The 24,416-nt window shown below is 72.1% G+C and carries 17 protein-coding genes and 1 pseudogene; 9 read left to right on the forward strand and 9 right to left on the reverse strand.

Translation table 11 applies throughout. The features are described from left to right. Window positions 1-161: 161 nt before the first annotated feature. The 5 genes from IE278_RS34960 to IE278_RS34980 all read right to left on the reverse strand — a co-directional run bounded on the left by IE278_RS34960 (window position 162) and on the right by IE278_RS34980 (window position 7,755). Window positions 162-1,526, reverse strand: coding sequence for an MFS transporter (locus IE278_RS34960; protein WP_189778512.1), 1,365 nt, complete (start codon window positions 1,524-1,526; stop codon window positions 162-164). A 40-nt stretch (window positions 1,527-1,566) separates the two neighbouring features. Continuing rightward, the gene (locus IE278_RS34965; protein ID WP_189778514.1) at window positions 1,567-3,093 is read right to left on the reverse strand and encodes a CitMHS family transporter; all 1,527 of its coding nucleotides are present in this window, start codon (window positions 3,091-3,093) and stop codon (window positions 1,567-1,569) included. A gap of 140 nt (window positions 3,094-3,233) precedes the next feature. Continuing rightward, a complete protein-coding gene (locus IE278_RS34970; protein WP_189778516.1) occupies window positions 3,234-5,561 on the reverse strand; it encodes a molybdopterin oxidoreductase family protein in 2,328 nt (775 codons plus the stop codon). A 419-nt stretch (window positions 5,562-5,980) separates the two neighbouring features. Continuing rightward, window positions 5,981-6,601 carry a TetR/AcrR family transcriptional regulator gene (locus tag IE278_RS34975; protein ID WP_189778518.1) on the reverse strand — a complete coding sequence of 207 codons (621 nt, stop codon included), beginning with the start codon at window positions 6,599-6,601 and terminating at the stop codon, window positions 5,981-5,983. Between the two features lie 353 nt (window positions 6,602-6,954). Further along, window positions 6,955-7,755: a nuclear transport factor 2 family protein gene (locus IE278_RS34980; RefSeq protein ID WP_308434958.1), complete on the reverse strand. Its 801-nt coding sequence runs from the start codon at window positions 7,753-7,755 to the stop codon at window positions 6,955-6,957. Window positions 7,756-7,967: 212 nt separating this feature from the next. On the opposite strand from IE278_RS34980, the pseudogene hmgA reads away from it, so the two are divergent. From hmgA to IE278_RS35000, 4 genes and pseudogenes are all read left to right on the forward strand, one after another. Further along, a pseudogene (gene hmgA, locus IE278_RS34985) lies at window positions 7,968-9,350 on the forward strand (homogentisate 1,2-dioxygenase); the annotation flags it as partial. 145 nt (window positions 9,351-9,495) lie between these two features. Further along, complete coding sequence (locus IE278_RS34990; RefSeq protein ID WP_189778521.1) at window positions 9,496-10,245, forward strand: GntR family transcriptional regulator; 750 nt, start codon at window positions 9,496-9,498, stop codon at window positions 10,243-10,245. A 41-nt stretch (window positions 10,246-10,286) separates the two neighbouring features. Then, on the forward strand, window positions 10,287-11,501 hold the full coding sequence (locus IE278_RS34995; protein ID WP_189778523.1) for a type ISP restriction/modification enzyme: 1,215 nt from the start codon (window positions 10,287-10,289) through the stop codon (window positions 11,499-11,501). A 171-nt stretch (window positions 11,502-11,672) separates the two neighbouring features. Beyond that, complete coding sequence (locus IE278_RS35000; RefSeq protein ID WP_189778525.1) at window positions 11,673-12,881, forward strand: CaiB/BaiF CoA transferase family protein; 1,209 nt, start codon at window positions 11,673-11,675, stop codon at window positions 12,879-12,881. A gap of 83 nt (window positions 12,882-12,964) precedes the next feature. Here IE278_RS35000 and IE278_RS35005 read toward each other — a convergent pair whose 3' ends face one another. The 3 genes from IE278_RS35005 to IE278_RS35015 all read right to left on the reverse strand — a co-directional run bounded on the left by IE278_RS35005 (window position 12,965) and on the right by IE278_RS35015 (window position 14,719). Beyond that, window positions 12,965-13,234 (reverse strand): hypothetical protein, encoded by a 270-nt coding sequence (locus IE278_RS35005; RefSeq protein ID WP_107021126.1) that lies wholly within the window; start codon window positions 13,232-13,234, stop codon window positions 12,965-12,967. A gap of 115 nt (window positions 13,235-13,349) precedes the next feature. Then, window positions 13,350-14,132, reverse strand: coding sequence for an anti-sigma factor (locus IE278_RS35010; protein WP_189778527.1), 783 nt, complete (start codon window positions 14,130-14,132; stop codon window positions 13,350-13,352). Next, window positions 14,129-14,719, reverse strand: a complete 591-nt coding sequence (locus IE278_RS35015; RefSeq protein ID WP_189778560.1) for a sigma-70 family RNA polymerase sigma factor — start codon at window positions 14,717-14,719, stop codon at window positions 14,129-14,131. Before IE278_RS35015 ends, IE278_RS35010 begins: the two co-directional genes overlap by 4 nt. 209 nt (window positions 14,720-14,928) lie before the next feature. Between IE278_RS35015 and IE278_RS35020 the strand changes: the two genes are divergently transcribed. From IE278_RS35020 to IE278_RS35035, 4 genes are all read left to right on the forward strand, one after another. Next, complete coding sequence (locus tag IE278_RS35020; RefSeq protein WP_189778529.1) at window positions 14,929-16,467, forward strand: DUF4331 domain-containing protein; 1,539 nt, start codon at window positions 14,929-14,931, stop codon at window positions 16,465-16,467. 157 nt (window positions 16,468-16,624) lie between these two features. Further along, window positions 16,625-18,142, forward strand: a complete 1,518-nt coding sequence (locus IE278_RS35025) for a tetratricopeptide repeat protein (RefSeq protein WP_189778531.1) — start codon at window positions 16,625-16,627, stop codon at window positions 18,140-18,142. 89 nt (window positions 18,143-18,231) lie between these two features. Then, window positions 18,232-19,833 (forward strand): HoxN/HupN/NixA family nickel/cobalt transporter, encoded by a 1,602-nt coding sequence (locus IE278_RS35030; RefSeq protein ID WP_189778562.1) that lies wholly within the window; start codon window positions 18,232-18,234, stop codon window positions 19,831-19,833. Between the two features lie 44 nt (window positions 19,834-19,877). Further along, entirely contained in the window at window positions 19,878-21,575 is a 1,698-nt protein-coding gene (locus tag IE278_RS35035; RefSeq protein WP_189778532.1) for a serine/threonine-protein kinase, read from the forward strand. A gap of 84 nt (window positions 21,576-21,659) precedes the next feature. Here the strand turns inward: IE278_RS35035 and IE278_RS35040 are convergent, their stop codons facing one another. Next, complete coding sequence (locus IE278_RS35040) at window positions 21,660-22,469, reverse strand: SGNH/GDSL hydrolase family protein (protein WP_189778533.1); 810 nt, start codon at window positions 22,467-22,469, stop codon at window positions 21,660-21,662. A 317-nt stretch (window positions 22,470-22,786) separates the two neighbouring features. Here IE278_RS35040 and IE278_RS35045 point away from each other — a divergent pair, with 317 nt between their 5' ends. Beyond that, window positions 22,787-23,995 (forward strand): S8 family peptidase, encoded by a 1,209-nt coding sequence (locus IE278_RS35045; protein ID WP_189778535.1) that lies wholly within the window; start codon window positions 22,787-22,789, stop codon window positions 23,993-23,995. The last annotated feature ends 421 nt before the right edge of the window (window positions 23,996-24,416 follow it).

Consider the following 24,416-nt stretch of genomic DNA (forward strand, 5'->3'; position numbering starts at 1 on the left):
GACGTGACCCCCGGGGGCTCACGGGGCGCTGGTGCTCCGCGGTCGGACGGCTCGTTCGGATACGGCGGATACGCCGGATACGTACGAGACCCATGAGTCACGGAAGCTAACGGACCGCGCAGGCCCCGGGGAACCCCTTGAACACCTCGAATCGCCGCAACTCAGGCGCCACCGCGGCCCGTTCGGCGTTTCTCCAGTTCAGGCGAGGGCGAGGGCGGCGGCGGGGGCGCGTCCCGGCCCGCGACCGTTTCGGATCCGGCGAGTCCTGCCGGTCCGGCCGATCCGGCGGGCCCCGTGAGTCCGGCCGGTCCGGCGGGGCCTACGGGTCCGGCGGGTCCGTTCGGTTCCACGGATCCCGCGGCCGGGCGGCCCTGCCGCAGGCCCAGCCCCGAGGCGATCAGCAGCAGCGCCCCGAGCATCACGAACGGCGCGGCCACGCCCGCGACTCCGGCGATCAGGCCCGCGGTGGCGGGCGCCGCGACCTGGCCGAGCCGGTTGCCCGTCAGCCGCAGGGCGAGGGCGGTGGAGCGGGCGCCGTCCGGGGCGGCCTGGACGACCGTCGTCATGGACAGGGGCTGGCCGACGCCCAGGCAGAAGCCGAGCGCGGCGAGGATCACGGCGAGCGCCCAGACCGGCACGGGCAACGCGATCCCGGCGCACAGCAGGGCCGCCAGCAGACAGGTCGTGGTGAGCAGCGCGGCCCGGCCCAGCAGCCGCAGCATCGGCGTCATCACCAGCCGGCAGGCGATGGTGGCCGCCGCGCGCAGGCTGAGCAGCAGGCCGATGACGGAGGGCGCGATGCCCCGGTGTTCGCCGACCACCGGCAGGTACGCGGTGAGGATGTCCGTCGCGGACAGCACGGCGAGGCTGATGAAGATGCCCGCGGGCACGCCCCGGGTGCGCAGGATGCGGTGCACGGGCACGCGCGGGCCCTGTCCACCGCGGGACATGGACGGCGTACGGTGCTCGATGCGCCACAGGGAGACGAACGAGAACGCCGCGACGCCGCCCGCGACCAGCAGGGCGAGGGCGCTGGTGCCCGCCATGTCGGGGCCGCCGATCAGGACGCCCGCGGCGATCGGTCCGACGAACTGGCCGAGCGAGGCGCCGATGGTGAAGTGGCCGAAGTTGCGGTCCTGTTCGTGCGGCGCGGACTGACGGGCCACGAGCGACTGGGCGCCGATCACGAAGGACAGGTGCCCGAGGCCCATCACCCCGCTCCAGGCCGCCATCGCGGTGAGGGAGTCCGCCGTACCACTGAGGGCGCAACCCCCGGCTATCAGGACGACGCCGACCGGGAGCAGCGGGGCGCACCGGCCGTGGTCGGTGCGGCGTCCGAGGGGTACGGCGGCGAACAGCGGCAGCAGGGCGTACACCCCGGCGATCACGCCGATGGCCCGCTCGTCGGCGCCCAGCGCGAGGGCCCGGTAGGAGACGGCGGGCCGTGCCATGGACACCGCCCCCTGCGCGAAGCTGAAGGCGATGACCAGGCGGAGCAGCCAGCCGCGGTTCCTGCCGGGCCTCATGGTGTCGTTCTCCATCGGTTGCGATCGGCCTGGGGGCGGGTCAGATGATGCCGAACAGGATTCCGGATCCGAGCACCACGAGTGAGGTGAGGGCGGCCCACTTGACCACGAACTTGGTGTGGTCGCCGAAGTCGACCTTGGCCATGCCGACCAGCACGTACACGGCCGGGACCAGCGGGCTCGACATGTGCAGCGGCTGGCCGACGAGGGAGGCGCGGGCGATCTCCAGCGGTGAGACACCGTGCGCGGCACCGGCCTCGGCGAGGACCGGCAGGACACCGAAGTAGAAGCCGTCGTTCGACATGAAGTAGGTGAGCGGCAGGCTCAGGGCTCCGGTGACGACGGCCATGTGCGGGCCCATGCCGTCGGGGATGCCGTCGACGAGCCACTTGGCCATGGAGTCGACCATGCCGGTGCCCTGGAGGACGCCGGTGAAGACGGCGGCGGCGAAGACCATGCCGGAGACGTTGAGGACGTTGTCGGCGTGCGCGGCGAGCCGCTCGCGCTGGTCCGGGATGTTCGGGAAGTTGACCGTCAGGGCGAGCGCGGCGGCGAGCAGGAACAGGACCGGGATCGGCAGCAGTTCCATGATCATGGCGGTGAGCAGGACCGCCGTGAGCAGCGCGTTGAACCAGTACAGCTTGGGACGCAGGGTCGCGCGGTTGGGGTCGAGGCCCTGGAGGCGTACGTCGTCGTCCTCTTCGGCCTCACCCTCGGACTCGTCCTCGGACGGGGCGTCGGTGCCTGAGCCGGGCGCGCCCGTGCTCTTGGCGAACCGCACCTTGCCGCCACCGACACCACCCGAGCCGCCGGAGGCACCGGCACCCGCACCCGCACCCGCACCGACCAGCACCGTCTCGGTCTCGGTCGCGATCTCGGTCTCGGTCCCGTCAGCCGTCCCCTTCTCCCTCTCCCTCTCCTTCTCCGTCTCCAGGACGTCGGCCAGGCTCAGCACGCCGAGGCGCTTGCGCTCGCGCAGGCCGAGAACGTACGAGAGGGCGATGACGGCGACCAGGCCGACGGCGAGCGCCGGGATCATCGGGACGAAGATGTCGCCGGCGTCGAGCTTGAGCGCGGTGGCGGCGCGGGCCGTCGGACCGCCCCAGGGCAGGGTGTTCATCACGCCGTTGGCGGTGGCGGCGACACCGGTCATCACCACGAGGCTCATCTTGAGGCGCTTGTACAAGGGGTACATCGCCGAGACCGTGATCATGAAGGTGGTCGAGCCGTCGCCGTCCAGGGAGACGATCGCGGCGAGCAGGGCCGTACCGACGACGATGCGCATCGGGTCGGCCTTGCAGAACTTGAGGATGCCCCGGACGACCGGATCGAAGAGGCCGACGTCGATCATGACGCCGAAGTACACGATGGCGAACATCAGCATCGCGGCGGTGGGCGCGAGGGTGCCCACCCCTTCGATGACGTAGTCGCCGAGGTGGGCGCCTTTTCCGACGAACACACAGAAGAGTGCCGGGATCAGCACCAGCGCCGCGATCGGCGACATCTTCTTCATCATGATCAGGACCAGGAAGGTCGCGATCATGGTGAAGCCGAGGATGGTCAGCATGAGTGGATACCTAACGTTCGCCCTTGAACTCCCACCAGGGACGGCGGTTCGAGTGACGTTAGGTCGGCTCGACAAGTCTTAACAAGATGTTGACACGAGAGCAATAAGCGCAAAACTCCTGGTCACAGGGTTCGTGTCAGTCATGGCCTGCTGCCTGCCGGGGTGATCTCGACGGGTACGCCGTTGAGGACGGCCGTGCCGGACAGCGGGTCGAGCAGGCTGCCGTCCAGGAGCTGGTTGACGTTGACGCCGGGGTCCGCGGTGGCGTGGCGCAGCCGGGTGCCGGGCCGGTCGTGTCCCCAGCCGTGCGGCAGGCTCACCACCCCGCGCCGTACGGAGTCGGTGATCTCGGCGGGGGCGACGACCTCTCCCCCGGCGCCCTTCACGCGTACGGGTGCCCCGTCGACGGCGCCGAGGCGTTCGGCGTCGTCGGGGTGGATGTGCAGGGTGCAGCGGTTGGTGCCGCCGGTGAGGGCGGGGATGTTGTGCATCCAGCTGTTGTTGGAGCGCAGGTGACGGCGGCCGACCAGGACGAGGCCGTCGGGACGCTCCCGGAGGGCGTCGCGCAGGCGCGGGAGGTCGTCGGCGAGGGGGTGCGGGAGCAGTTCGACGAGACCGCTGCGGGTCTTGAGGGGGCCCGGCAGGCGCGACTGGAGCGGCCCGAGGTCGATGCCGTGGGGCGCGGCCAGCAGTCTCTGCAGGTTCAGGCCGTCGGGGCGGGCGCCGAATCCGTCGCCGTACGGGCCGAGGCGCAGCATCATGTCGAGGCGGCGCTCGGGGCCGGTGTCGCCGGTGAGGGCGGCGGCGAGTTCGCGGGGGTCGCGGCCGTGCGCCGGGGAGTGCGGTTCCCTGACGGCCTTGCCGAGGGTCTGGTCGATGACCAGGGTGTCGACGGCGGAGGGGTCGGCGCCGTGCATACCGGTCGCGGCGAGGACGAGCCGGGCGAGGATCTCCGTCTCGGCCATCCTGCCGGGTTCCAGAGGGACGGCGGCGCGGGTGTAGCGGACCTGGTTGCGTACGGCGAGGGTGTTGAAGGCGAAGTCGTGGTGCGGGCTCTGCGAGGGCGGGGGCGGCGGCAGCACGACGTGGGCGTGGCGGGAGGTCTCGTTGAGGTACGGGTCGACGCTGACCATGAAGTCGAGCGAGTCGAGGGCCTTGTCGAGGCGGTCGCCGTCGGGGGCGGACAGGACGGGGTTGGCGGCGATGACGACGAGGGCGCGGATCGGCTCGCCCTCCTGGGTGGCGGTGTCGATCTCCTCGGCGAGCGCGGCGAGGGGCAGCTCGCCCTTGGCCTCCGGGTGACTGCTCACGCGGCTGTGCCAGCGGCCGAGTGCGAAGCCGCGGCCGGGTCCCGCGGGGCGGGGCGTGCGGTCGGTGGCGGCCTGCGGGAAGAGGGCGCCGCCGGGCCGGTCGAGGTTGCCGGTGAGGATGTTGAGGACGTCGACCAGCCAGCTGGCGAGGGTGCCGTGCGGGACGGTGCAGCTGCCGATGCGGCCGTATACGGCGGCGGTGGGCGCGGCGGCCAGCTCACGGGCGAGCGCGCGGATGGTGTCGGCGTCCACGTCACACGCTTCGGCGGCGGCCTCGGGGGTGAAGTCCCGTACGGCGTGCCGCAGTTCACCGAGGCCCTGGACCAGTCCGTCCAGATGCCCGAGGTCGGTGAGCCCTTCCTCGAAAAGGACGTACGCCATGGCGGCGAGGAGGAGGGCGTCGGTCCCGGGGCGGACGGCGACGTGCCGGTCGGCGAGCTTGGCGGTGCGGGTGCGGCGCGGGTCGATGACGGTGAGGGTGCCGCCGCGCGCTTTGAGGGCCTTGAGCTTGCCGGGGAAGTCGGGTGCGGTGCACAGGCTCCCGTTGGACTCCAGGGGGTTGGCGCCGATCAGCAGCAGGTGGTCGGTGTGGTCCAGATCGGGTACGGGGATCGCGTTCGCGTCGCCGTAGAGGAGACCGCTGGAGACGTGCTTGGGCATCTGGTCGAGCGTGGACGCGGTGAAGACGCTGTGCGTACCGAGGCCGGAGAGCAGGACGGCCGGGTAGAGGGCGCCGGCCATGGTGTGCACGTTCGGGTTGCCGAGGACGGCTCCGACGGAGTGCGGGCCGTGCCGCTCGACGACCGGGCGCAGTCCGGCGGCGACGGCGTCGAATGCCTCCTCCCAGGTGGCCTCGCGCAACTCGCCGTCCTTGCGGACGAGGGGGGTGCGCAGGCGGTCCGGATCACCGTCGGCGGCCCCGAACGACGCGCCCTTCGGGCAGATGAACCCCTGGCTGAACACATCGTCACGGTCCCCGCGCGCGCTCGTCACCCGGGTCCCCTCGATGGTGAGCGTCAGCCCGCAGGTGGCCTCGCAGAGCGGGCAGATACGCAGGGCTGTGCGTGAGCTGGAGTGGGAGCGGGAGTCGGCGGTGGTGGACACGGGTCCTCCCGGAGGGGATGGCGACAACGGTGGCGCTCTGACCGGGCCGAGCATACCGACCGGTATGGACGGTGGGGAGGGGGTACGGGGGTCGGGTCGCAAATTCGCGACACCGGGGGCGCGGGGTGGCAGGGTTCTGGGCTGGGGGCGGAAGCGGGGCGCGGCGCTCCCGGCTCCGGGTGCGGGACCCGGCCGCGCGGGACGGATGAGGGCAGCGAGGCTCCGGGCTCGGGACCGGGCTTCGGGCGGGGGCCCGTTTCCGGGGGCCGGTGACTGCAGCGGGGCTCCTAGCTCCGGATACGGACCCGGGCTGCGGACCCGGGCTGCGGACCCGGGCTGCGGACCCGGGCTGCGGGCTGCGGATGTTCGCGTAGCCCGGGGTTGGCGGGCTGAACGCGCTCGCGCCGTGCGGCGGATGCGCGGCCGAGCGGGTTCGCGATCGGCCGTACACGCGCACGGCCGGCGCGCGTCGATCAGTCGAGTGAGCGTGAGAGGTACGCCCGCAGCAGCTCTCGTGTCTCCTCGATGACCCGTTCGTCGCCCGCCGGGTCAAGGCGGAAGGCGAGTTGGACGAGGGTGTCGGCGGCCTCGACGGCGATGAGGAAGATGCGCCGGAGGTCGTCGTCGGGGGCGCGGTCGAGATAGGCCGAGAGCATGTCGGTCAGCCGGTCGGCGACGCGGGTGTTGGGCTCGGCGTCACGCGTGCCGACGGGTATCTGGTTGCCGAAGTCGACGAGGGAGAAGCCGGGCGCGGTGCGCTTCATGCCGAGGTACTCGTCGAGGACCGCGTCCATGGCCACCCGCCAGCCCGCTCCGCTGCCGGTCTCCTGGAGGCGGCGGGTGACACGCTCGGTGTAGATGTCCAGGTTGCGCTGGGCGAGCGCGTCGACCATGGCCCGCTTGTTGCCGAAGAACCGGTAGACGGACCCGATGGGCACTCCGGCGCGCAGGGCGACCGCGCGGGTGCTCAGGGCGTCGTAGCCGACCTCGTCCAGGAGGTCGGCGCAGGCGTCGAGGATACGGGTGAGTCGTTCGGCGCTACGGCGCTGGACGGGCGCGCGGCGCAGCGAGGTCGCATGGGGCACGGGCTTCATGATGCCTTTCCGCCTGGGTCCGGTGAACCTTGCCCTTGGGTACGAAGTCGGTGCCCGTACCACTCATCCAACCCCGCGTGCGACTTGCCACGGGACGCGGCACCGGGACCGAGCCGGGCCGGGCCGCGTACGGCGCTGGTCACGGTCGTGTGATGCCCAGCGGGCGGCAGAGGCCGCGGGCCGCGCCGCCGCCCGCGAAGGGATCAAGCCGTCCCCCGCCACTCCCTGAGACCGCCGGGACGCGCCACCACCCGCGAAAGCCGCAAGCCGCACACCGCAGGCAGTGTTGGTCACGCACCGCCGCTCACGGACGCAGGAGGCGGGAGCGGGAGGCGGGACGCCGGGGGCCCGAGTCACCCGCTGGGCGCTGCCCCCAAGGCCACCTCGCCGAACGGCAACCCCATGGGCACCCCGCCCCCAACCATCGGCGCCGAGCCACGCGAACCGACCGCCAGGGCCGCCGGGGCCACCGGAGCCGCCGCAAGCGCCAAGCCGTCGGTCGCGGACCCGGCATCGGACCCGGCGTCGGACCCGGACCCGGACGCCGACTCGGTCGCAGGCTCGGACGCGGGCGGTGCCCCACTCGTCCGCGGGCCGGTCGGTGTCGGACCCGGGTCCGACACCGTGATGTCCGCCGTGCTGGCGACCGGCTCTCCGTCGACGGCCCAGACCGTGTCGTCGTCGGCGTGCAGGCGCACCGTCACCTGATGGGTGCCGCGCGAGACGACGTCGGCCGCGAGGTGGTGGTCCGGGCCCCGGAGCACGGACAGGGGGCGGCCGTCCAGCCGGAGCAGCGCGTAACCGCGACCCGGTTCGGCCTTCTTCGCCGTGCCGGCCGGCGAGAAGCGGAAGTCGCGGACGGTCAGCCGGACGTCCCAGCCGTCGTCGGCATCGCCGGCCTCGCCGCCATCACCGGCGTCCCCGTCCACGGCCGGCTGTATCTCGATCTCGACCTCGGGTGCGCTCTTCTCGTCGATCTCACGGTAGTGCCGCCCCTCCTCGTCCGTGTCCTTCAGCACCTTGCCCACCGGTGACGGTCTGACGTTGTCGTCCTCGCGCGCGCCGTCGGACCCGCAGCCCGTCGCTCCGACGAGCAGAGCACCGAACAGGGCACAGACCGCGAGCGCGGTGAGGAATACGCGCGTCCACGACATGCCGGGAGATTAGAACACCGCTCCGACAGCCGGATCCCCCTGGAGTCGGGTTCTTGGGCCGAGTCGGGCTCCCGGGCACCACTCCCGGCCACCCCGGCGGATCTGGCGCGATTCAGCCCTCTCCCGCCAGGGCCCGACCCCCTCCCCCTTGCGCACCGATTCACCGAATCCTACGGTGATGCATAGGAATCAGAACGAGGGAGCGATCAGTCATGAGCGGGGACGCGCGCAACGGCGCCACGGCACTGCGGAAGACCGCCGAGGCGCTGACGTATCTCTCGGGGTTCGGCAACGAACACAGTTCGGAGGCGGTCCCGGGCGCACTCCCGCACGGCCGCAACTCACCGCAGCGGGTCCCGCTCGGGCTGTACGCGGAACAGCTGAGCGGATCGGCGTTCACCGAGCCGCGGGCGCACAACCGCCGCTCGTGGCTGTACCGCATCCGCCCGTCGGCCGCGCACCCCGCCTTCACCCGCACGGACAACGGCACCCTGCGCTCGGCCCCCTTCACGGAGTCGGTGCCCGACCCGAACCGGCTGCGCTGGAACCCGCTGCCGGAGCCGGCGCCGGGCACGGACTTCCTGGCGGGCCTGTGGACCCTCGGCGGCAACGGCGACGTCGCTCAGCGCACCGGCATGGCCGTGCACCTCTATCACGCCAACTCCTCGATGCGGCGCGTGTTCAGCGACGCCGACGGCGAGCTGCTGATCGTGCCCGAACACGGGGGGCTGCTGCTGCGCACCGAGTTCGGGCTGCTGCATGTGGAGCCGGGACATGTGGCGCTGATCCCCCGTGGGGTGCGCTTCCGTGTGGAGTTGCTGGGCAGCGCCTCCGACGACGCGGCGGACCCGGCCGGCCCGACCGCCCGCGGGTACGTGTGCGAGAACTACGGCGCGCCCTTCCAGCTCCCCGACCTCGGCCCGATCGGCGCCAACGGTCTCGCCAACCCCCGGGACTTCCGGGCCCCGGTCGCCGCGTACGAGGACGACGAGGGCGACGGGAGCACGGCGGCGCCCGTGGAGGTGGTCAACAAGTTCTGCGGCAACCTGTGGACCGCGATGTACGACCACTCGCCGCTGGATGTAGTGGCCTGGCACGGCAACCATGTGCCGTACACCTACGATCTGCGCCTCTTCAATGTGATCGGCACCATCAGCTACGACCATCCCGACCCGTCGATCTTCACCGTGCTGACGTCGCCGTCCGACACCCCGGGTCTCGCCGGGGTCGACTTCGTGGTCTTCGCGCCGCGCTGGCTGGTGGGCGAGGACACCTTCCGGCCGCCCTACTTCCACCGGAACGTGATGAGCGAGTACATGGGGCTCATCGAAGGCGCGTACGACGCGAAGGCGGAGGGGTTCGTGCCGGGCGGTGGCTCGCTGCACAACATGATGTCCGCGCACGGCCCCGACCGGGAGACCTTCGAGCGGGCCAGCGCCGCCGAGCTGCGACCGCAGAAGGTCGACGACGGTCTGGCCTTCATGTTCGAGACGCGCTGGCCGGTCACCGCCACCGCGCAGGCCGCCCGCGCGGAGCATCTGCAGACGGCGTACGACGACGTGTGGCAAGGCCTCCAGCGGCACTTCAGGCCCGTCGACGGGCGGCTCGACGGGCGGCTCGACCGGCACCCCGACGGCCCGCCCGGCGGACCGCTCGACCGACCGTGAGGGCCCCGAGGTCCCCGGGGCCCTCCACCACCACCCGTTGCACCGAACGCCCGCGACCGGTACGGATACCCTCGTGACCTCCTTCGCGCCCGACTCGATCGTCCTGAACCGCAAGCTGCCGCTCTGGTATCAGGTGTCTCAGTCCCTGCGCGCCTCGATACTCGGGCGGTCCGCGCAGGACCCGCTGCGCCTGCCCACCGAGGAACGGCTGGCGGAGCACTACGGGGTGAGCGTGCTGACCATGCGGCAGGCGCTCAAGGAGCTGGAGGACGAGGGGCTCATCACCCGGCACCGCAGACGCGGCACGTTCATCGAGCCGAGCGCCCTGCGGGGCGCGCCGGTCCGCCTCCTCGGCTCGGTGGACGCCATCGTGGCCCAGCAGTCGGGCATGACGACGGAGCTGCTGGACCACGGCAGCGAGCCCGTGTCCGGCGAACTCTCCGCGTACTTCCCGGATCTGACGGAGGTGGCGACGTACCACCGGCTGCGCAGCGACGAGAAGACCGGCGAACCGACCAACCACGCCCGCAACTACGTGCGGCCGGAGCTGGCGGCCCTGTTCGCTCCGGAGGACCTGGTCCGCTGGCCCATGACCAAGGTCCTGCGGGATGTGGCGGGGGCGCGCATCGGCCAGATCACCGACACCGTCGAGGCGCGGCTCGCCGACCCGGAGACCGCCCGGCTGCTGCAGGTGCCGCTGCTGAGCCCGATCCTGCACTACACGGGCATCGTGCACGGCGCGGACGGCCAGGCGCTCGACGTGGTCCGTATCCACTACCGGGGCGACCGTTTCTCGTTCACGGTCACCCTCGACGCCCACTGACCGTGCGGGACCCGGACGCCGGCCGAGGGCCACGTCGTACGATGCCGGGCGTGACGCCCGACGACGCTCCGCTGCTCGCGGACCTCATGCCGTGGTCCGTCGCACCTCCCCGGCTGGGCCGGGCGTGGCCGGCGGCGCCCGACGCGGCATCCCTGAAAGCGCGGTGGGACGCCCTGGTGAAGGCCGAGGGGCCCGACCGGGAGGCGTTGTTCGGCGCCACCCGCGCACGGACCCTGCACTCGGCCGTGGCGCAGCTGCCCGGCCAGTCCTCCGGTACGGGCCGGCTGGCGCGCGCCTCGGGCCCCTGCGCGGAGCCGGTCCGGGTGCAGACCGGCCCGTTCGACGAGCAGTGGCTGATCCCCGACCACCGGCTGATCGACGCGGCGCGTCCTGAGCTGTGGCGGGTGGCCGACGAGCACCAGGTGTTCGCGGTCGAGCAGCCCTCGCCCGACGGACCGGCGCTCCTCGTCGCGTCGGTGCTGCCGATGGTCCCGCCGCAGCCGAGGACGCCCGGGACGAAGGCGGCCCCCGTCGCCCGCCCCGGCCGCGTCCATCCCCTGTACCGGCGCCCCGGCGGCCTCGAACCGAACCTGACGCCGGGCCTGCTGGACCTCCTGGCCGTGCGCCTCGGCCACTCCCCCGCCCCGCTCGACGTCCTCGCCTGGACGGTCGCGGTCGCCGAGCGAGGACCACGCGGGGTGGCCGTCCCGCTCACGGCCGATCCCGAACTGTGGGCGCACGGAACCGAGTTGGGCCATGGCATGCTGCGGCTGATGCGCCGCGACGGTGAGCGCCCCAAGCTCCCCGGCGGACGCCGCCCGTATGTACGGGCTCCGCTCCCGCCCCTCCCGCTCGAACCGCGCTACGACCGCGAGGAGGAGACCCTGCACCTCGACGAGGGCCGTATCTCCCCCGTCCCGCCCGCGGCCTGGGACTTCGAGGTCGGCGGCGTCCGCGTCCTGGACCAGTGGTTCGGCAACCGGATCACCCGCCCCGAGCCCGGCACGCTGGAGGCCGTCCGGCCCTCGACCTGGCCCCAGACCTGGACCTCCGACCTCCTGGAACTGGTGACGGTCCTCACGCTGCTCTCCGAACTGCGGTCGCAGCGAGCGGAGTTGCCGGTGCGGACGGCTCCCGTCACCACGGCGGACCTGCACAAGGCGGGCGTACTCCCACCCCCCACCCCCACGCAGGCCCCAGCCTCGGTCCTGACCCACGAGGAAGAGGGCCCAGAGGGCCAGTTCACCCTGCTGTAACCCCTTCAGAGGGCGCAGCCCCGCCCCAAAGGGGCGCGGGGAACGGCGCAGTCTTTTGCTTTTAAGGGGCACCGGAAACTGCGCGACCGGCCCCCACGGGCCCGCAGCCGCCCAACCGACCGCCGCCCCGACCCCTCGGCCCACGCAGGACAAAGCCGCCGCCCGCGGGTCATGATCCCCCGCATGCAGCCGCTTCCCCTGCCCCTGGAGGGCATCACCGTCGTCGCCGTCGAGCAGGCCGTCGCCGCGCCCTTCGCCACCCGGCAGCTCGCCGATCTCGGGGCGCGGGTCATCAAGGTCGAGCGCCTCGACGGCGGCGACTTCGCGCGCGGCTACGACACCGCGGCGGGCGGGCTCGCCTCGCACTTCGTGTGGTGCAACCGCGGCAAGGAGTCCGTCGCCCTCGATCTGAAGGACCCGCGCGGACTCGACGTGGTGCGCCGCCTGGTGGCCGGTGCCGATGTCTTCGTACAGAACCTCGCGCAGGGTGCCGCCGCCCGCCTCGGCCTCGACGCGGCCACCCTGTGCGCCGCGCACCCGCGGCTGATCGCCGTGGACATCTCGGGGTACGGGTCCTCGGGGCCGTACGCCGACAAGCGCGCCTACGACATGCTCGTGCAGTGCGAGGCCGGGCTCGTGTCCGTGACCGGGACCGCGGAGCGGCCGGTCAAGGCCGGCATTCCGGCGGCCGACATCGCTGCGGCGATGTACGCGTTCTCGGGGGTGCTCGCGGCGCTGGTGCGGCGCGGGACGACCGGGCGCGGCGGGCCGGTGGAGGTGGCGATGCTGGACGCCCTGGCCGAGTGGATGGGGCATCCCCTGCACCACGCGATGCACGGAGGCACCGCCCCGGCGCGCACCGGGCTCGCGCACGCCGTCATCGCCCCGTACGACGGCTATCCGACGGGTGACGGCGGGCGCGTGCTGTTGTCGGTGCAGAACGACCGGGAGTGGTGCCGTCTCGCCGAACAGGTGCTGGAGCGTCCGGAGCTGGCCCGTGATCCGGCGTACGGGACGAACGCGGCCCGGGTCGAGCACCGGGACCGTACCGACGCGCTGGTCGCCGCGGCGCTCGCGGCGCTCACCGCGGAGGAGGCGATGGCGCGTCTTGAGGCGGCCGGGATCGCCTGCGCGCTGCTGAGGGACGTGTCGGACGTGGCGGAGCATCCGCAGCTGGCGGCCAGGGACCGGTGGCGAGAGGTGTCGTCACCGGTCGGGCCGCTCAGGGCTCTGCTGCCGCCCATCACGCTGCCGGGCGGGGAGGCGGCGCGGATGGGGCCCGTACCCGCACTCGGGGAACACACCGAGGCGGTGCTGCGTGCCGTGGGGATGACGGACGATGAGATCGCAGCACTGCGCCGGGACGGTGTGTCCGCCTGAGCGCGGGTCGGGGTTCTGCTGGTCCTGCCGATTCTGCTGGTCCTGCTCGGATTCGGCCGCCTGTCAGCGACCGGGGTCGCCTGTCAGCGGCCGCCGAACAGGGAACGGCGCAGCCGGCGCAGCGGTGCGAAGAGCGAGACCCGCCTCACTCGCGCACTCCTGCCGGTGCGGTCGTGCGCGGTGTCACGTGCGGTCAGTTCGCGCATCAGAGACGTCGCCTCGGCCGCCTCACGCTGAGGGATGGCAGGGCCACCCATCACCGAAAGATGGCGGTCGAGGCGCGAACTGGTCGCGCTGCTCCCACACGTGATCGCAGGGACTCGCGCCCTGCCACGCACTGTTATCTGTTCCATGTCACTCCCCACCCATACGAGGGCACCCGGCCCGGGCAGGTTAACCCTATCGCTCCCTCATCACACTCGTGTATCCCGGGCACGGGATTCACCTACCCGCAAAGGGGGTTGACGATTACTCTCCGAATCCAAGCGATTTCAGGGCGAGTTGGACAACCGGTGCGGTGGTGGGCTGCGGAGAGCCGCCGTCCGGCTCGACGGTGACAGCGAGTGAGGTCGCGTCCGTGTTGAGTCCGGTGGCAATCAAGGGCGTGTCGCCGTCCAGGAGCCCCAGGGAGCGCGGTTTCCCCTCCGGCCGCATGAGCCACAGCTGGTGGACCCGCTTGCCCGGCGGTGCTCCGAGACCGGCCGAGGTGACGACGGCGGTCTTCTGGGAGGCGGACGCGACGACGCCGATGCCCTGGCCGTTCGCGTCCCGTCTGGTGCCGGCCCGTGCGTCCGGCGCCGCCAGAACGTGGGCGATCTCACGTGCCTGTGCCCGCTGTTCGCTCAGCTCGTCCTGCGTCCGGGACGCCTGCATGCCGAAGAGCGCGGCGACGACGAGGGCGGCGGCGGCCGTGGTGGAGGCGAGCGGGATGAGGAAGGCCGAGAAGGGTGAGCGGCGGGCCCGGGAGGGCGGACGCTCCACGCGCGCGCGGGCCGGGGGTTCCGCGGCGGCCGGCTCCTGAGGGGTCGTCCGGATGGCCGTCAGGACCCGGTCGCGCATCGCGGCGGGGGCCGGGGCGGCCGTGGACCAGGCGAGGCGCACCGCGTCCTCGCGCAGGGCGCGCACTTCGGCGGCGCAGTGGTCGCAGCGCTTCAGGTGCTTCTCGAATCGCTTGTGCTCATGGGGTTCCAGGGCGTCGAGGGCGTACGGGGCGGCCAGCGAGTGCAGTTCGCCGCGGCGGAGGACGCTCATGCCACACCTCCGAGGCAGTCGCGCAGCCGGGTGAGTCCGTCGCGCATGCGGGTCTTGACCGTGCCGAGCGGCAGGGAGAGCCGTTCGGCCACTTCACGGTAGGTGTAGCCGTCGTAGTAGGCGAGGGTGACGGACTGTCGTTGCAGGGCGGTGAGCCGATCCAGGCAGCGGCGTACCCACTCCCGTTCGAGGCCGGCCTCGACCTCCTCGGCGACATGGTCGAAGGCGGGGCCGTTCGCGCGCCGGGCCATACGCAGTTCGCGTTCCGTGGCGGAGCGGGCGCTGCGGACCCGGTCGACGGCCCTGCGGTGCGCGAGGGTCAGCACCCAGGCGAGCGCGCTGCCGCGGCCGGGGTCGTAGCGCGCAGCGGACCGCCACAGTTCGAGAAGCACCTCCTGCGCCACCTCCTCGGACTGGGCCGGGTCCCGCACCACCCGTCGTACCAGCCCGAAGACCGGCCCGGACACCACGGCGTACAGCTCCTCGAAGGCCTTCTGGTCGCCTGTGGCCACGAGCACCAGAAGTTCGTCCGCCTCCACCCGTTTCCCCCTTCGCCGGTCTGAACGGCTCGTCCCGTCCTTGCGTATTCGGCGCAGGAACGCCGTCGGATGGGGTTACGGATCAGCCGCTCGAAAACGCGGGTGAAACCCGAACCAATCCTTATTCCACCCGGCTCCGAATGGCGTGCATCAGGCATCACCCACCGACGCGGTACGGGCGTGGGAGCGGACCACTCGACAGGCCGCTTCCGCCGCATCACCGCCGGAACACAGCTTTGGGACAGAGGACGGACGGCATGACACCTTTCACCAGCGGGTTCGTGGGACGCAGGAGCCTCGCGACCCTTGTCTGCGGTGCGCTGGCCACCGGCGGGCTCGCGGCCGTCGGCGCGACCGCGCTCGAACCGGGGGCGGCGAGCGCCTCCAGCCACCGCGAGGCGCCGCTCATCTCGGGGCAGCCGCAGTACGACAACACGGATGTGTACGCGTTCGCGAGCCCCGACAAACCGGATACGACGACCATCATCGCCAACTGGATCCCGTTCGAGGAGCCGGCCGGCGGACCGAACTTCTTCCCGTTCGCCGAGGACGCCCAGTACGACCTGCACATCGACAACAACGGTGACGCGCAGGGCGAACTCGTCTTCCGCTACACGTTCAAGACGCACGTCAAGAACGACAAGACCTTCCTGTACAACACCGGCCCGGTCGAGAGCCTCGACGACCCGGACCTCAACATCACGCAGACCTACGACATAGACCTGCTGCAGCTCAAGGACCAGCACCTGGTCAAGAAGACGAAGTACGCGGACGACGTGGCGGTCGCGCCGTCGAACGTCGGCAAGGCGTCCATGCCGGACTACGCCAAGCTCCGTTCCCAGGCCGTGCACGAACTGCCGGGCGGGGCGACCACGTTCGCCGGCCAGGCGGACGACCCGTTCTTCCTCGACCTGCGGGTCTTCGACCTGCTGTACGGCGGGAACCTGTCCGAGGTCGGCAACGACACCCTCAAGGGCTACAACGTCAACTCCGTCGCCCTGCAGCTGCCGAACGACGTGATCCAGGAGTCGGCCGACCAGCCGATCGTCGGCATCTGGTCGACGACGCAGCGCAAGAACGCGAGCGGTCACTTCCGCCAGGTCTCGCGTCTCGGCATGCCGCTGGTGAACGAGGTCGTCAACCCGATCAAGGACAAGGACAAGTTCAACGCGTCCGCGCCCTGGAACGACGGTGACTTCCTCAAGAACGTCACCGAGCCCGAGCTGCCGAAGCTCATCGAGGCGATCTACAAGATCAAGGCACCCGACGAGCCCCGCAACGACCTGGTCGACGTGTTCCTGAAGGGCGTCGAGGGCCTCAACCAGCCGCCGAACGTCCGTCCTTCGGAGATGCTGCGCCTCAACACCTCCACCAAGCCCGCCGCCGAGGAGAAGCGTCTCGGTGTGCTGGACGGCGACAACGCGGGCTTCCCGAACGGCCGCCGCCTCGGCGACGACGTGCTGGACATCGCGCTGCAGGTCGTCGAGGGCGAGCTGGTCGGCGCCAAGAACGACCTGGGTGACGCGGTCGACAAGAACGACGTGAAGTTCGAGAAGACGTTCCCGTACGTCGGTCAGCCGACCTCGGGTTCGCGCGGGCCGCTGGCCAAGGGCACGACCGGCACGAACGACGTCCGCAACCAGCTCGGTGACGCGCTGCAGCCCGCCGGCGCGGCCGGTACGGGCGGTATGGACGACACCACGCTGATCGCCGTCTCGGCGGCCTCGGGCGCGGCCGGGTTCCTGCTCGTCGGCACGGGTCTGCTCTGGTGGCGCGGACGCCGCCGGGCGTACTGACCCGCGGCTGACCGGGGTTCCCGACCGGCATCCCTGACTGGCGCGGTCCGTGCGTAACCGTCCCCCACGGCGCACGGGCCGCGCCACCCCTCGCATTCACCGCACCCCCTACGTGTACGTGAACCACTTGTCCAGCATGGCGATTGAGGAGAGCGCAATGTCCCCGCGTAGCAACGACGACGCGCAGGAGAGGGACCTCGTCGACGAGGCTGCCGACCCGGCCGAGACGGCAGGGGCGGTTGCCGACCCGGCTGGGACGGCAGAAACGGCCGAGACCGCAGGGGCGCCCGGGACGGCAGAGACTGCGGGGGCGGCGGCCGGTCCCGGGGAGCGCCGGGGAGCCGGGCGGGCGCGGGTGCTGCAGCTCGCCGCCTGCGCCGTCGCTCTCGCCGTCGCGATGACCGCGGGGGCCGTGGTGCTGGGCAACAGGGACGGCGGCGCCCCGAGCACGGTGTCGTCGGCGCCCGGCCTCAACCCCGAACTGCTGGCGGGCGGCAGTCTGGCGTCGGGCATCTCCGCACTGCAGTCCCATCTCAAGGCGCAGCCCAAGGACTCCGGCGGATGGGCCACGCTCGGCATGGCCTATGTCGAACAGGCCCGTACCAACGGCGACCCGTCCCGCTATCCGCAGGCGCAGCGCGCGCTGGAACGGTCGCTGAAGCTGAGCCCCGGCAACGACCCGGCGCTCGCGGGCCGGGCGGCGCTCGCCGCGGCCCGCCACGAGTTCCCCGAGGCCCTGGCCTACGCGGAGAAGGCACTGGACGAGAACGCGTTCAACGAGCGCGCGCTGTCGGTCCGCATCGACGCCCTCGTCGAACTCGGCCGCTACAAGGACGCGGCGAAGGCCGCCGACGAGGCCGACTCCCGCCGCCCCGGCGTCCCGGTCTTCACCCGGTACGCCTACGTGCGTGAGCTGCGCGGCGACATCAAGACGGCGCGCCGCGTCCTGAAGCAGGCGCTGTCCGGTGCCACCGCGCCCGGGGACATCGCGTACGTGGCCGGTTCGCTCGGCCAGCTCTCCTGGCGCGAGGGCGAGTACGCGGAGGCGCTGACGTACTACGAGCGGGCGCTGCGGGCCGACGGGACCTATCTGCCGGCGCTGGAGGGCAGGGCCCGCGCGCAGGCCGCGGACGGTGACCGGGCGGCCGCGATCCGCGGGATGGAGGAGGTCGTGGCGCGCTTCCCGCTGCCAGGACCGCTGGTCGTACTCGGCGAACTGTACGAGGCACGCGACGGCGAGCAGGACCGGGCGAAGGCCCGCGACCAGTACGCGCTGGTCGACGCCTGGACCTCGCTGGCCCGTGCGAACGGCGTCAACGCCGATCTGGACACCGCCCTCGCGGCGGCGGACCACGGTGACCGCGAGGCCGCCCTGCGCGCCGCCCGTGCCGAGTGGGAGCGGCGGCACACCGTGCACACCGCGGACGCGCTCGCCTGGGCCCTGCACGTCAACGGCCGCGACGACGAGGCCCTGGCCTATGCCCGGCGCGCCACGGCGACCGGTTACCGCGACGCCATGTTCCTCTTCCACCGCGGCATGATCGAATGCGCCACGGGCCATGAGAAGGAGGCCCGCGGCAGCCTGTCGTCGGCGCTGAAGCTCAATCCGGGCTTCTCACCGGTGGGCGCGCGGCAGGCCGAGAAGGCTCTGACCGCCCTGGGCGGTGCCCGGTGAGCGCCGCCACCCTCCGCGGACTGCGCTCCCGGCTCACCCGGGCGATTCAGACGTCGAGGACGACCGTGCGCCGCCGCGCGTACGGGTCCGTGCGCCGCCGCGCGTACGGGTCCTGCGTGGCCGTGCTCGTGGCCGTCTGCGCGCTCGTGCTGATCCCCTCCGGGACGGCCTCGGCGCACCCGCTGGGAAACTTCACCGTCAACCGGTACGACGGTCTCGTCGTCGCCCCCGGGGAGCTGCGGGTCCTGCATGTGGAGGACCTCGCGGAGATACCGGCGACCCAGGCGCAGCCCGCCATCGACAAGGCGGGCATGGGCAGTTGGGCGCGGGAACGGTGCGAGACGGCGGTCGGGAGGAGCCGGGTGACCGTGGACGGCGAGCCCGTCGCGCTGACCGCCGGGGAGAGCCGTGCCCGGGTACGGCCGGGGCAGGCCGGCCTCAAGACGCTCCGTGTGGAGTGCCGTTGGACGGCCCCGCTGCCCGACGGGAACGTGGCGCTGCGCTTCCGCGCCTCCGTGGACGACGGTCCTGGCTGGCGCGAGGTCACGGCGCGCGGCGACCGGATGACGCTCGCCTCCTCCGACGTACCCGAGAAGTCCGTATCGGGTGAACTGACCAAGTACCCGGCGAAGTTGCTGTCGTCCCCGGCGGACACGGCGTCCGCCTCGCTGCGCGTACGCCCCGGTGGCCCCGCGCTCGTCGAGGAGGACGCCGACGCGCCCGCCTCGTCCGTGCTGCCGCGCGGCGCCGACCGCTTCACGCGCGCCTTGGACGACCTGGTGTCCCGCCACGATCTGACGCTGGGCTTCGCCGCGCTCGCCCTGGGCATCGCCGTGCTGCTCGGCGCGCTGCACGCCCTGGCCCCGGGGCACGGCAAGACCATCATGGCCGCCACGGCCGCCGCCCGCGGCAACGCGACGATGCGTGACGTGTTGCCGCTCGCCGCCTCCGTGACCGTCACCCACACCCTCGGCGTGGTCGCCCTGGGCATCCTGGTCACCGCCGGTTCGGCGGCGGCGCCCTCGGTGATCGCCTGGCTGGGCGTGCTGAGCGGCGTCATCGTCACGGTGGCCGGCGCGACCCTCGTACGCCGGGCGTGGCGCCAGCGCGAACACGGCCACGGCCATTCCCATGGACACGGTCACAGCCACGGGCACTCGCACAGTCACGGTCACAGCCATGGCCATACGCACAGCCATGGTCCGGCGCCCACGCACGACCACGGCGAGGACCACAAGCACGACCACGGGGACGAGCACAAGCACAGCCACGGGGACGAGCACGAGCACGGTCATGGGCACGGGCATGCGCACCCCCACCCGCACACGCATACGCACGCCCCCGCCCTCAAGGTCAAGGACACGCTCCTCCTCGGCTTCGCGGGAGGTCTCGTCCCCAGCCCCTCCGCGGTCGTCGTGCTCGTCGGCGCGGCGGCGCTCGGCAAGGCCTGGTTCGGGCTGCTGCTCGTCCTGGCGTACGGAGCCGGGCTCGCGCTCACCCTCACGGCGGCCGGGTTCGCCGTGGTCAGGGTCGGCAGCCAGGTCGCGAAGGCCATCGAGAACGGCGCCCGCTGGTCGGGCGGGAAGACCGCGGCGCTGGTCCGCCGGGCCACGCCCCTCGGATCCGCGTTCGTCGTAGTGGCCCTTGGGGCCGGTTTGGTGTTCAAGGGGGCGGCAACCGCACTCGGTTGAGCTACTTTTGTTCAGAATCGTGCGGATGCGAATGGGGGACGCCCGTGTCCGAAGAGCCGGGCAGTGAACGTGTGATCGCGGGCCGCTACCGTCTTCTCTCGCCGCTGGGCGAGGGCGGGATGGGGACGGTGTGGCGGGCCCGCGACGAGGTGCTGCACCGCGAGGTCGCCGTCAAGGAGGTACGGGCGCCGGGCGGGCTGCCGGGCCCGGACGCCGAGCGGATGTACGCCCGCCTGGAGCGTGAGGCATGGGCCGCCGCCCGGGTCTCGAACCGCAATGTGGTGACGGTCTACGACGTGGCGATGGAGGACGGCCGCCCGTGGATCGTGATGGAGCTGATCCGCGGGATCGCGCTGTCCGACGCGCTGGACGCCGAGGGTCCCATGTCCCCGCAGCGCGCCGCCCACATCGGCGCGGAGGTGCTCGCCGCGCTGCGGGCCGCCCACGCGGCGGGGGTCCTGCACCGGGACGTGAAGCCGGGCAACGTCCTGCTGTCGAACGACGGCCGTGTCGTGCTCACCGACTTCGGCATCGCCACGGTCGAGGGCAGTTCGGCGCTCACGATGACCGGCGAGGTGATCGGCTCGCCCGAGTTCCTCGCCCCGGAGCGGGCGCTCGGCCGTACGCCGGGGCCCGAGTCCGACCTGTGGTCGCTCGGTGTGCTCCTGTACGCGGCCGTCGAGGGCAACTCGCCGTTCCGCCAGAACACCCCGCTCAGCACCCTGCGCGCGGTCGTCGACGAGGAGTTGCCGCCGCCGCTCCGGGCGGGCCCGCTCGCGCCGGTCATCGAGGGGCTGCTGCGCAAGGACCCGGCGGAGCGCGTGTCCGCCGAGGACGCCGAGCGGGATCTGAGGCTCGTCGCGGCCGGCGGCACTCCCCGTGCGGGCGGTGCGCCCTACTCGCCGACGGTCGCGGCGTTCCCCCAGCCGGACCGGGGGGAGGCGACGCAGCCCTCGCCGGTACCGGCGTACTCGTCCGGCCCGCAGCGGACTCCGACCGCCACGACGACGACCTCGCGGCCCGACCACCCCCGGCGCGCCATGATCGTGATGATCGCGGGCCTGGCCGCTCTCGCCCTGGCCATCGCGGGCCTGAGCTACGCGCTGATCAACCGCGATAACGACGGCGGCGACGGAGGGAACGGGGCCAACAGTTCGGACGGCGCGACCACCGGCGGCGGCACGACGGGCGGGAACGGCGACGCGGGGAACGGCGGGGGCGGCACCGACGGCGGCTCGACCACGGGCGGCTCCGGTACGAGCGGGTCGACCGACGGCGGCTCGACCACGGGTGGCGGCGGCGGGGGTACGACACCGGCGCCCAGCCAGTCCGTGCGGGTGACGGTCTCTGGCTCGCACACCGACTACACCGGCGTCTGCCCGCCGCCCCAGGCGGGGGCGCCGACCTTCACGGCGACGTTCACCGTGGGTGTCGTACCGGTCGATGTGGAGTACCGCTGGGTGACGGAGACCGGTGAGGTGTCCGACCCGGGGTGGAAGACCCTCTTGTTCCCGGCGGGCAGTGGGAGGACGAAACAGAACACGGTCGTCCTGACGACGTACGACGCGTCAGGAAAGTACGAGAACGAGATCGGTGTGGAGGTCCGCTCCCCGAAGGAGACGAAGTCGAACCAGGTGCCGTTCTCGGTCACCTGCGAGACGGAGGCCCCGACGGGCGGGACCTCCGACTCCGGTTCTCCTCAGGCACTGGCCCCGAACGGGGCGCTCAGGCCGCGGAGTTGAAGACGTCGTGGGACTGATCAGGCCGTGGGGTCGACCAGGCCATGGGGTTGATCAGTCCGTGGGGGGATGGGGTCGCGGGGTCGATCAGGCCGCGGCGGTGAAGACGGGCAGGTAGCCGCCCGACTGGCCGGCTGCGGTCGGGTGGTAGGACTCGCCGATGTTCAACCAGTTGACGCTGTGCAGCCAGGCGCTGCCGGAGCAGATCTCGTGGTTCGTGAAGGTGGGGCGTACGTCGCCGAACGTGAAGCCGTGGTCGGCGGCGCGCTTGGCGATGGCGCTGTCCAGGTAGTCGGCGGCGCCGTTGATGGCGGCCCGTTCCGTCTCGGAGAGACCGGTCACACAGCTGCCGTTCAGCTTGTAGAAGCGGGGGTAACCCAGGACGACCACCTGGGCCGCCGGGGCCCTGGAGCTGATCGCCGAGTAGACCGAGTCGAGTTTGCCGGGGAGTGTCGAGTCGACGTACGCCTTCGCCGTGTTGACGCGGGACAGGCAGGTGCTCTCGGACTGCAGGACACAGGTCGTCATGACGTCCGCGAAACCGGCGTCGTTGCCGCCGACGGAGATCGAGACGAGGCCGGTGCCGGAGTTGAGCGGGCTCAGTTGGTTCGCCAGAACATCACCCGTACGAGCGCCTGAGCATGCCGCGAAGTCGAAGGACGAGGGTGAATGCGCGGCCGCCCAGAGGTAGGGGTAGGCCTTCGTGCTGCGCTTGCAGTCGCCGCTCGAGCTGATGTAGCTGCCCGCGCCGACGCCGGAGGAGTAGGAGTCGCCGAGGGCCACATAGCCCGTGGCGGCGGCTTGTTGGGACGCCTGGGCCGTCGCCGCGCCGGTGAGGGCGAAGGCGGCGGCGAGGAGAAGTGAGGTCACGTATGCCGTAAGTCGGGAACGTCTCATGGAACCTCCCTTTAGCAGGATCTCTGCCGTGACTTTGGTACCAGCTACGCGTGTCGCCAGGAAGTGTTCATGCCAAGACTTTTCTGGACAGGCAGGTAGTTCTCCCGGGCGTTCACGACACGTTCGATTGCGTGCTCATGACAGACATGTGACATACCCTCAACTCCCTTGAGCTACGCCCGTAGATCGATCACGCTGATGTCTCAACCGGTAGCGGAACGCGACGCTCCTGGCTGTGCGCGCAATCACGTGCGCACCCCCCACAGACGCGCGCCCCATCCCAGGCGCGCGCCGCCTATGAGGAGGAATCCCTCGTAATGGCACAGCTGCGTAGCAAGAAGATCCGGATCGCCGCGGCGACCTCCGTGGTGACCGCCGCCCTGCTCGGCGCCGTCACCGCCCTCCCCGCCCAGGCCGCGCCGGCCGAGGGCCGGGTCCTGGCGGCGGACTCCCCCACCGCCGTCAAGGACAGCTACATCGTCACGCTCAAGAAGGGCGCCGGCTTCAAGGCCTCGTCGGCCCAGGGCAAGAGCCTCATCAAGGAGTACGGCGGCACCGTCGCGAAGACGTTCGGCGCGGCGCTGAACGGCTACTCGGCGAACCTCTCCGCGGCCGAGGCCCGCAGACTCGCCGCGGACCCGTCGGTGGCGGCGGTCGAGCAGAACCAGGTCGTGCGGGCGAGCGACACCACCCAGTCCAACGCGCCCTGGGGGCTTGACCGTTCCGACCAGACGTCGCTGCCGCTGTCCGGCACGTACACCTACCCGGACTCCGCGGGCAGCGGGGTGACGGCGTACGTCATCGACACCGGCGTACGCATCACGCACTCCCAGATCAGCGGGCGGGCCAGCTACGGCTACGACGCCGTGGACGGCGACACCGTCGCCTCCGACGGCAACGGTCACGGCACGCATGTCGCCACGACCATCGCGGGCTCGACCTACGGCATCGCCAAGAAGGCGAAGATCGTGGCGGTCCGCGTGCTCGACAACGCCGGGTCCGGCACCACGGCGGGTGTCATCGCCGGCATCAACTGGGTGACCGCGAACCACAGCGGTCCCTCGGTGGCCAACCTGTCGCTCGGCGGCGGCGCGTCCTCCACGCTGGACGCGGCGGTGTCCAACTCCATCGCGAGCGGGGTGACCTACGCGGTGGCGGCGGGCAACAGCAGCGCCAACGCCTCGTCGTACTCGCCGGCCCGTGTCGCCGCGGCGATCACGGTGGGCGCGACCACCAGCACGGACGCCAAGGCCAGCTACTCGAACTACGGCTCGGTCCTGGACATCTTCGCTCCGGGCTCGTCGATCACGGCGGGCTGGTACACCAGCGACACCGCGACGAACACGATCTCGGGTACGTCGATGGCCACGCCGCATGTCGCGGGCGCGGCGGCGGTGTACCTGGCCGGGCACACGTCGGCGACGCCGGCGCAGGTGGCGACGGCGCTGGTGAACGGCGCGACCACTGGCAAGGTCACGTCCCCGGGCACAGGCTCCCCCAACCGCCTCCTGAAGATAGTCCCGTAACCCCACCCCCCACCCCGAACCAGCTCCCCGCCCCCATACACCAGGGGGGCGGGGAGCTGCGGCACTCCACCCCCACACCTGCGAGCGGCGAAAGCCAAAAGACTGCGCAGTTCCCCGCGCCCCTAAGGGCAGGACCACCCGACCCGTTCACACGCGCGGCCCGGCGAGGGCCGGTCGCACAGTCCCCCGCGCCCCTGAAAGACGAGGCTGCGGGGGGCTCCCCCTAGGGGCGCGGGGAACGGCGCAATCTTTGGCCTTTCGCCCCTCAGGGGCGCGGGGAACGGCGCAGTCCTTTGGGTGTTGGGGCGTCGGGAGCCGCGCGGGGGCGGTCGGGCGTCGCCGCGCCGCACCCCCGGCGGTAGCCGAAGGGGTTGACTGCCCCCCGACCGCTGCGCCACATTGAAGCCCGGCATCCGGCGCT

Source organism: Streptomyces tauricus (genome assembly GCF_014650955.1).
Classification (GTDB): domain Bacteria; phylum Actinomycetota; class Actinomycetes; order Streptomycetales; family Streptomycetaceae; genus Streptomyces; species Streptomyces tauricus.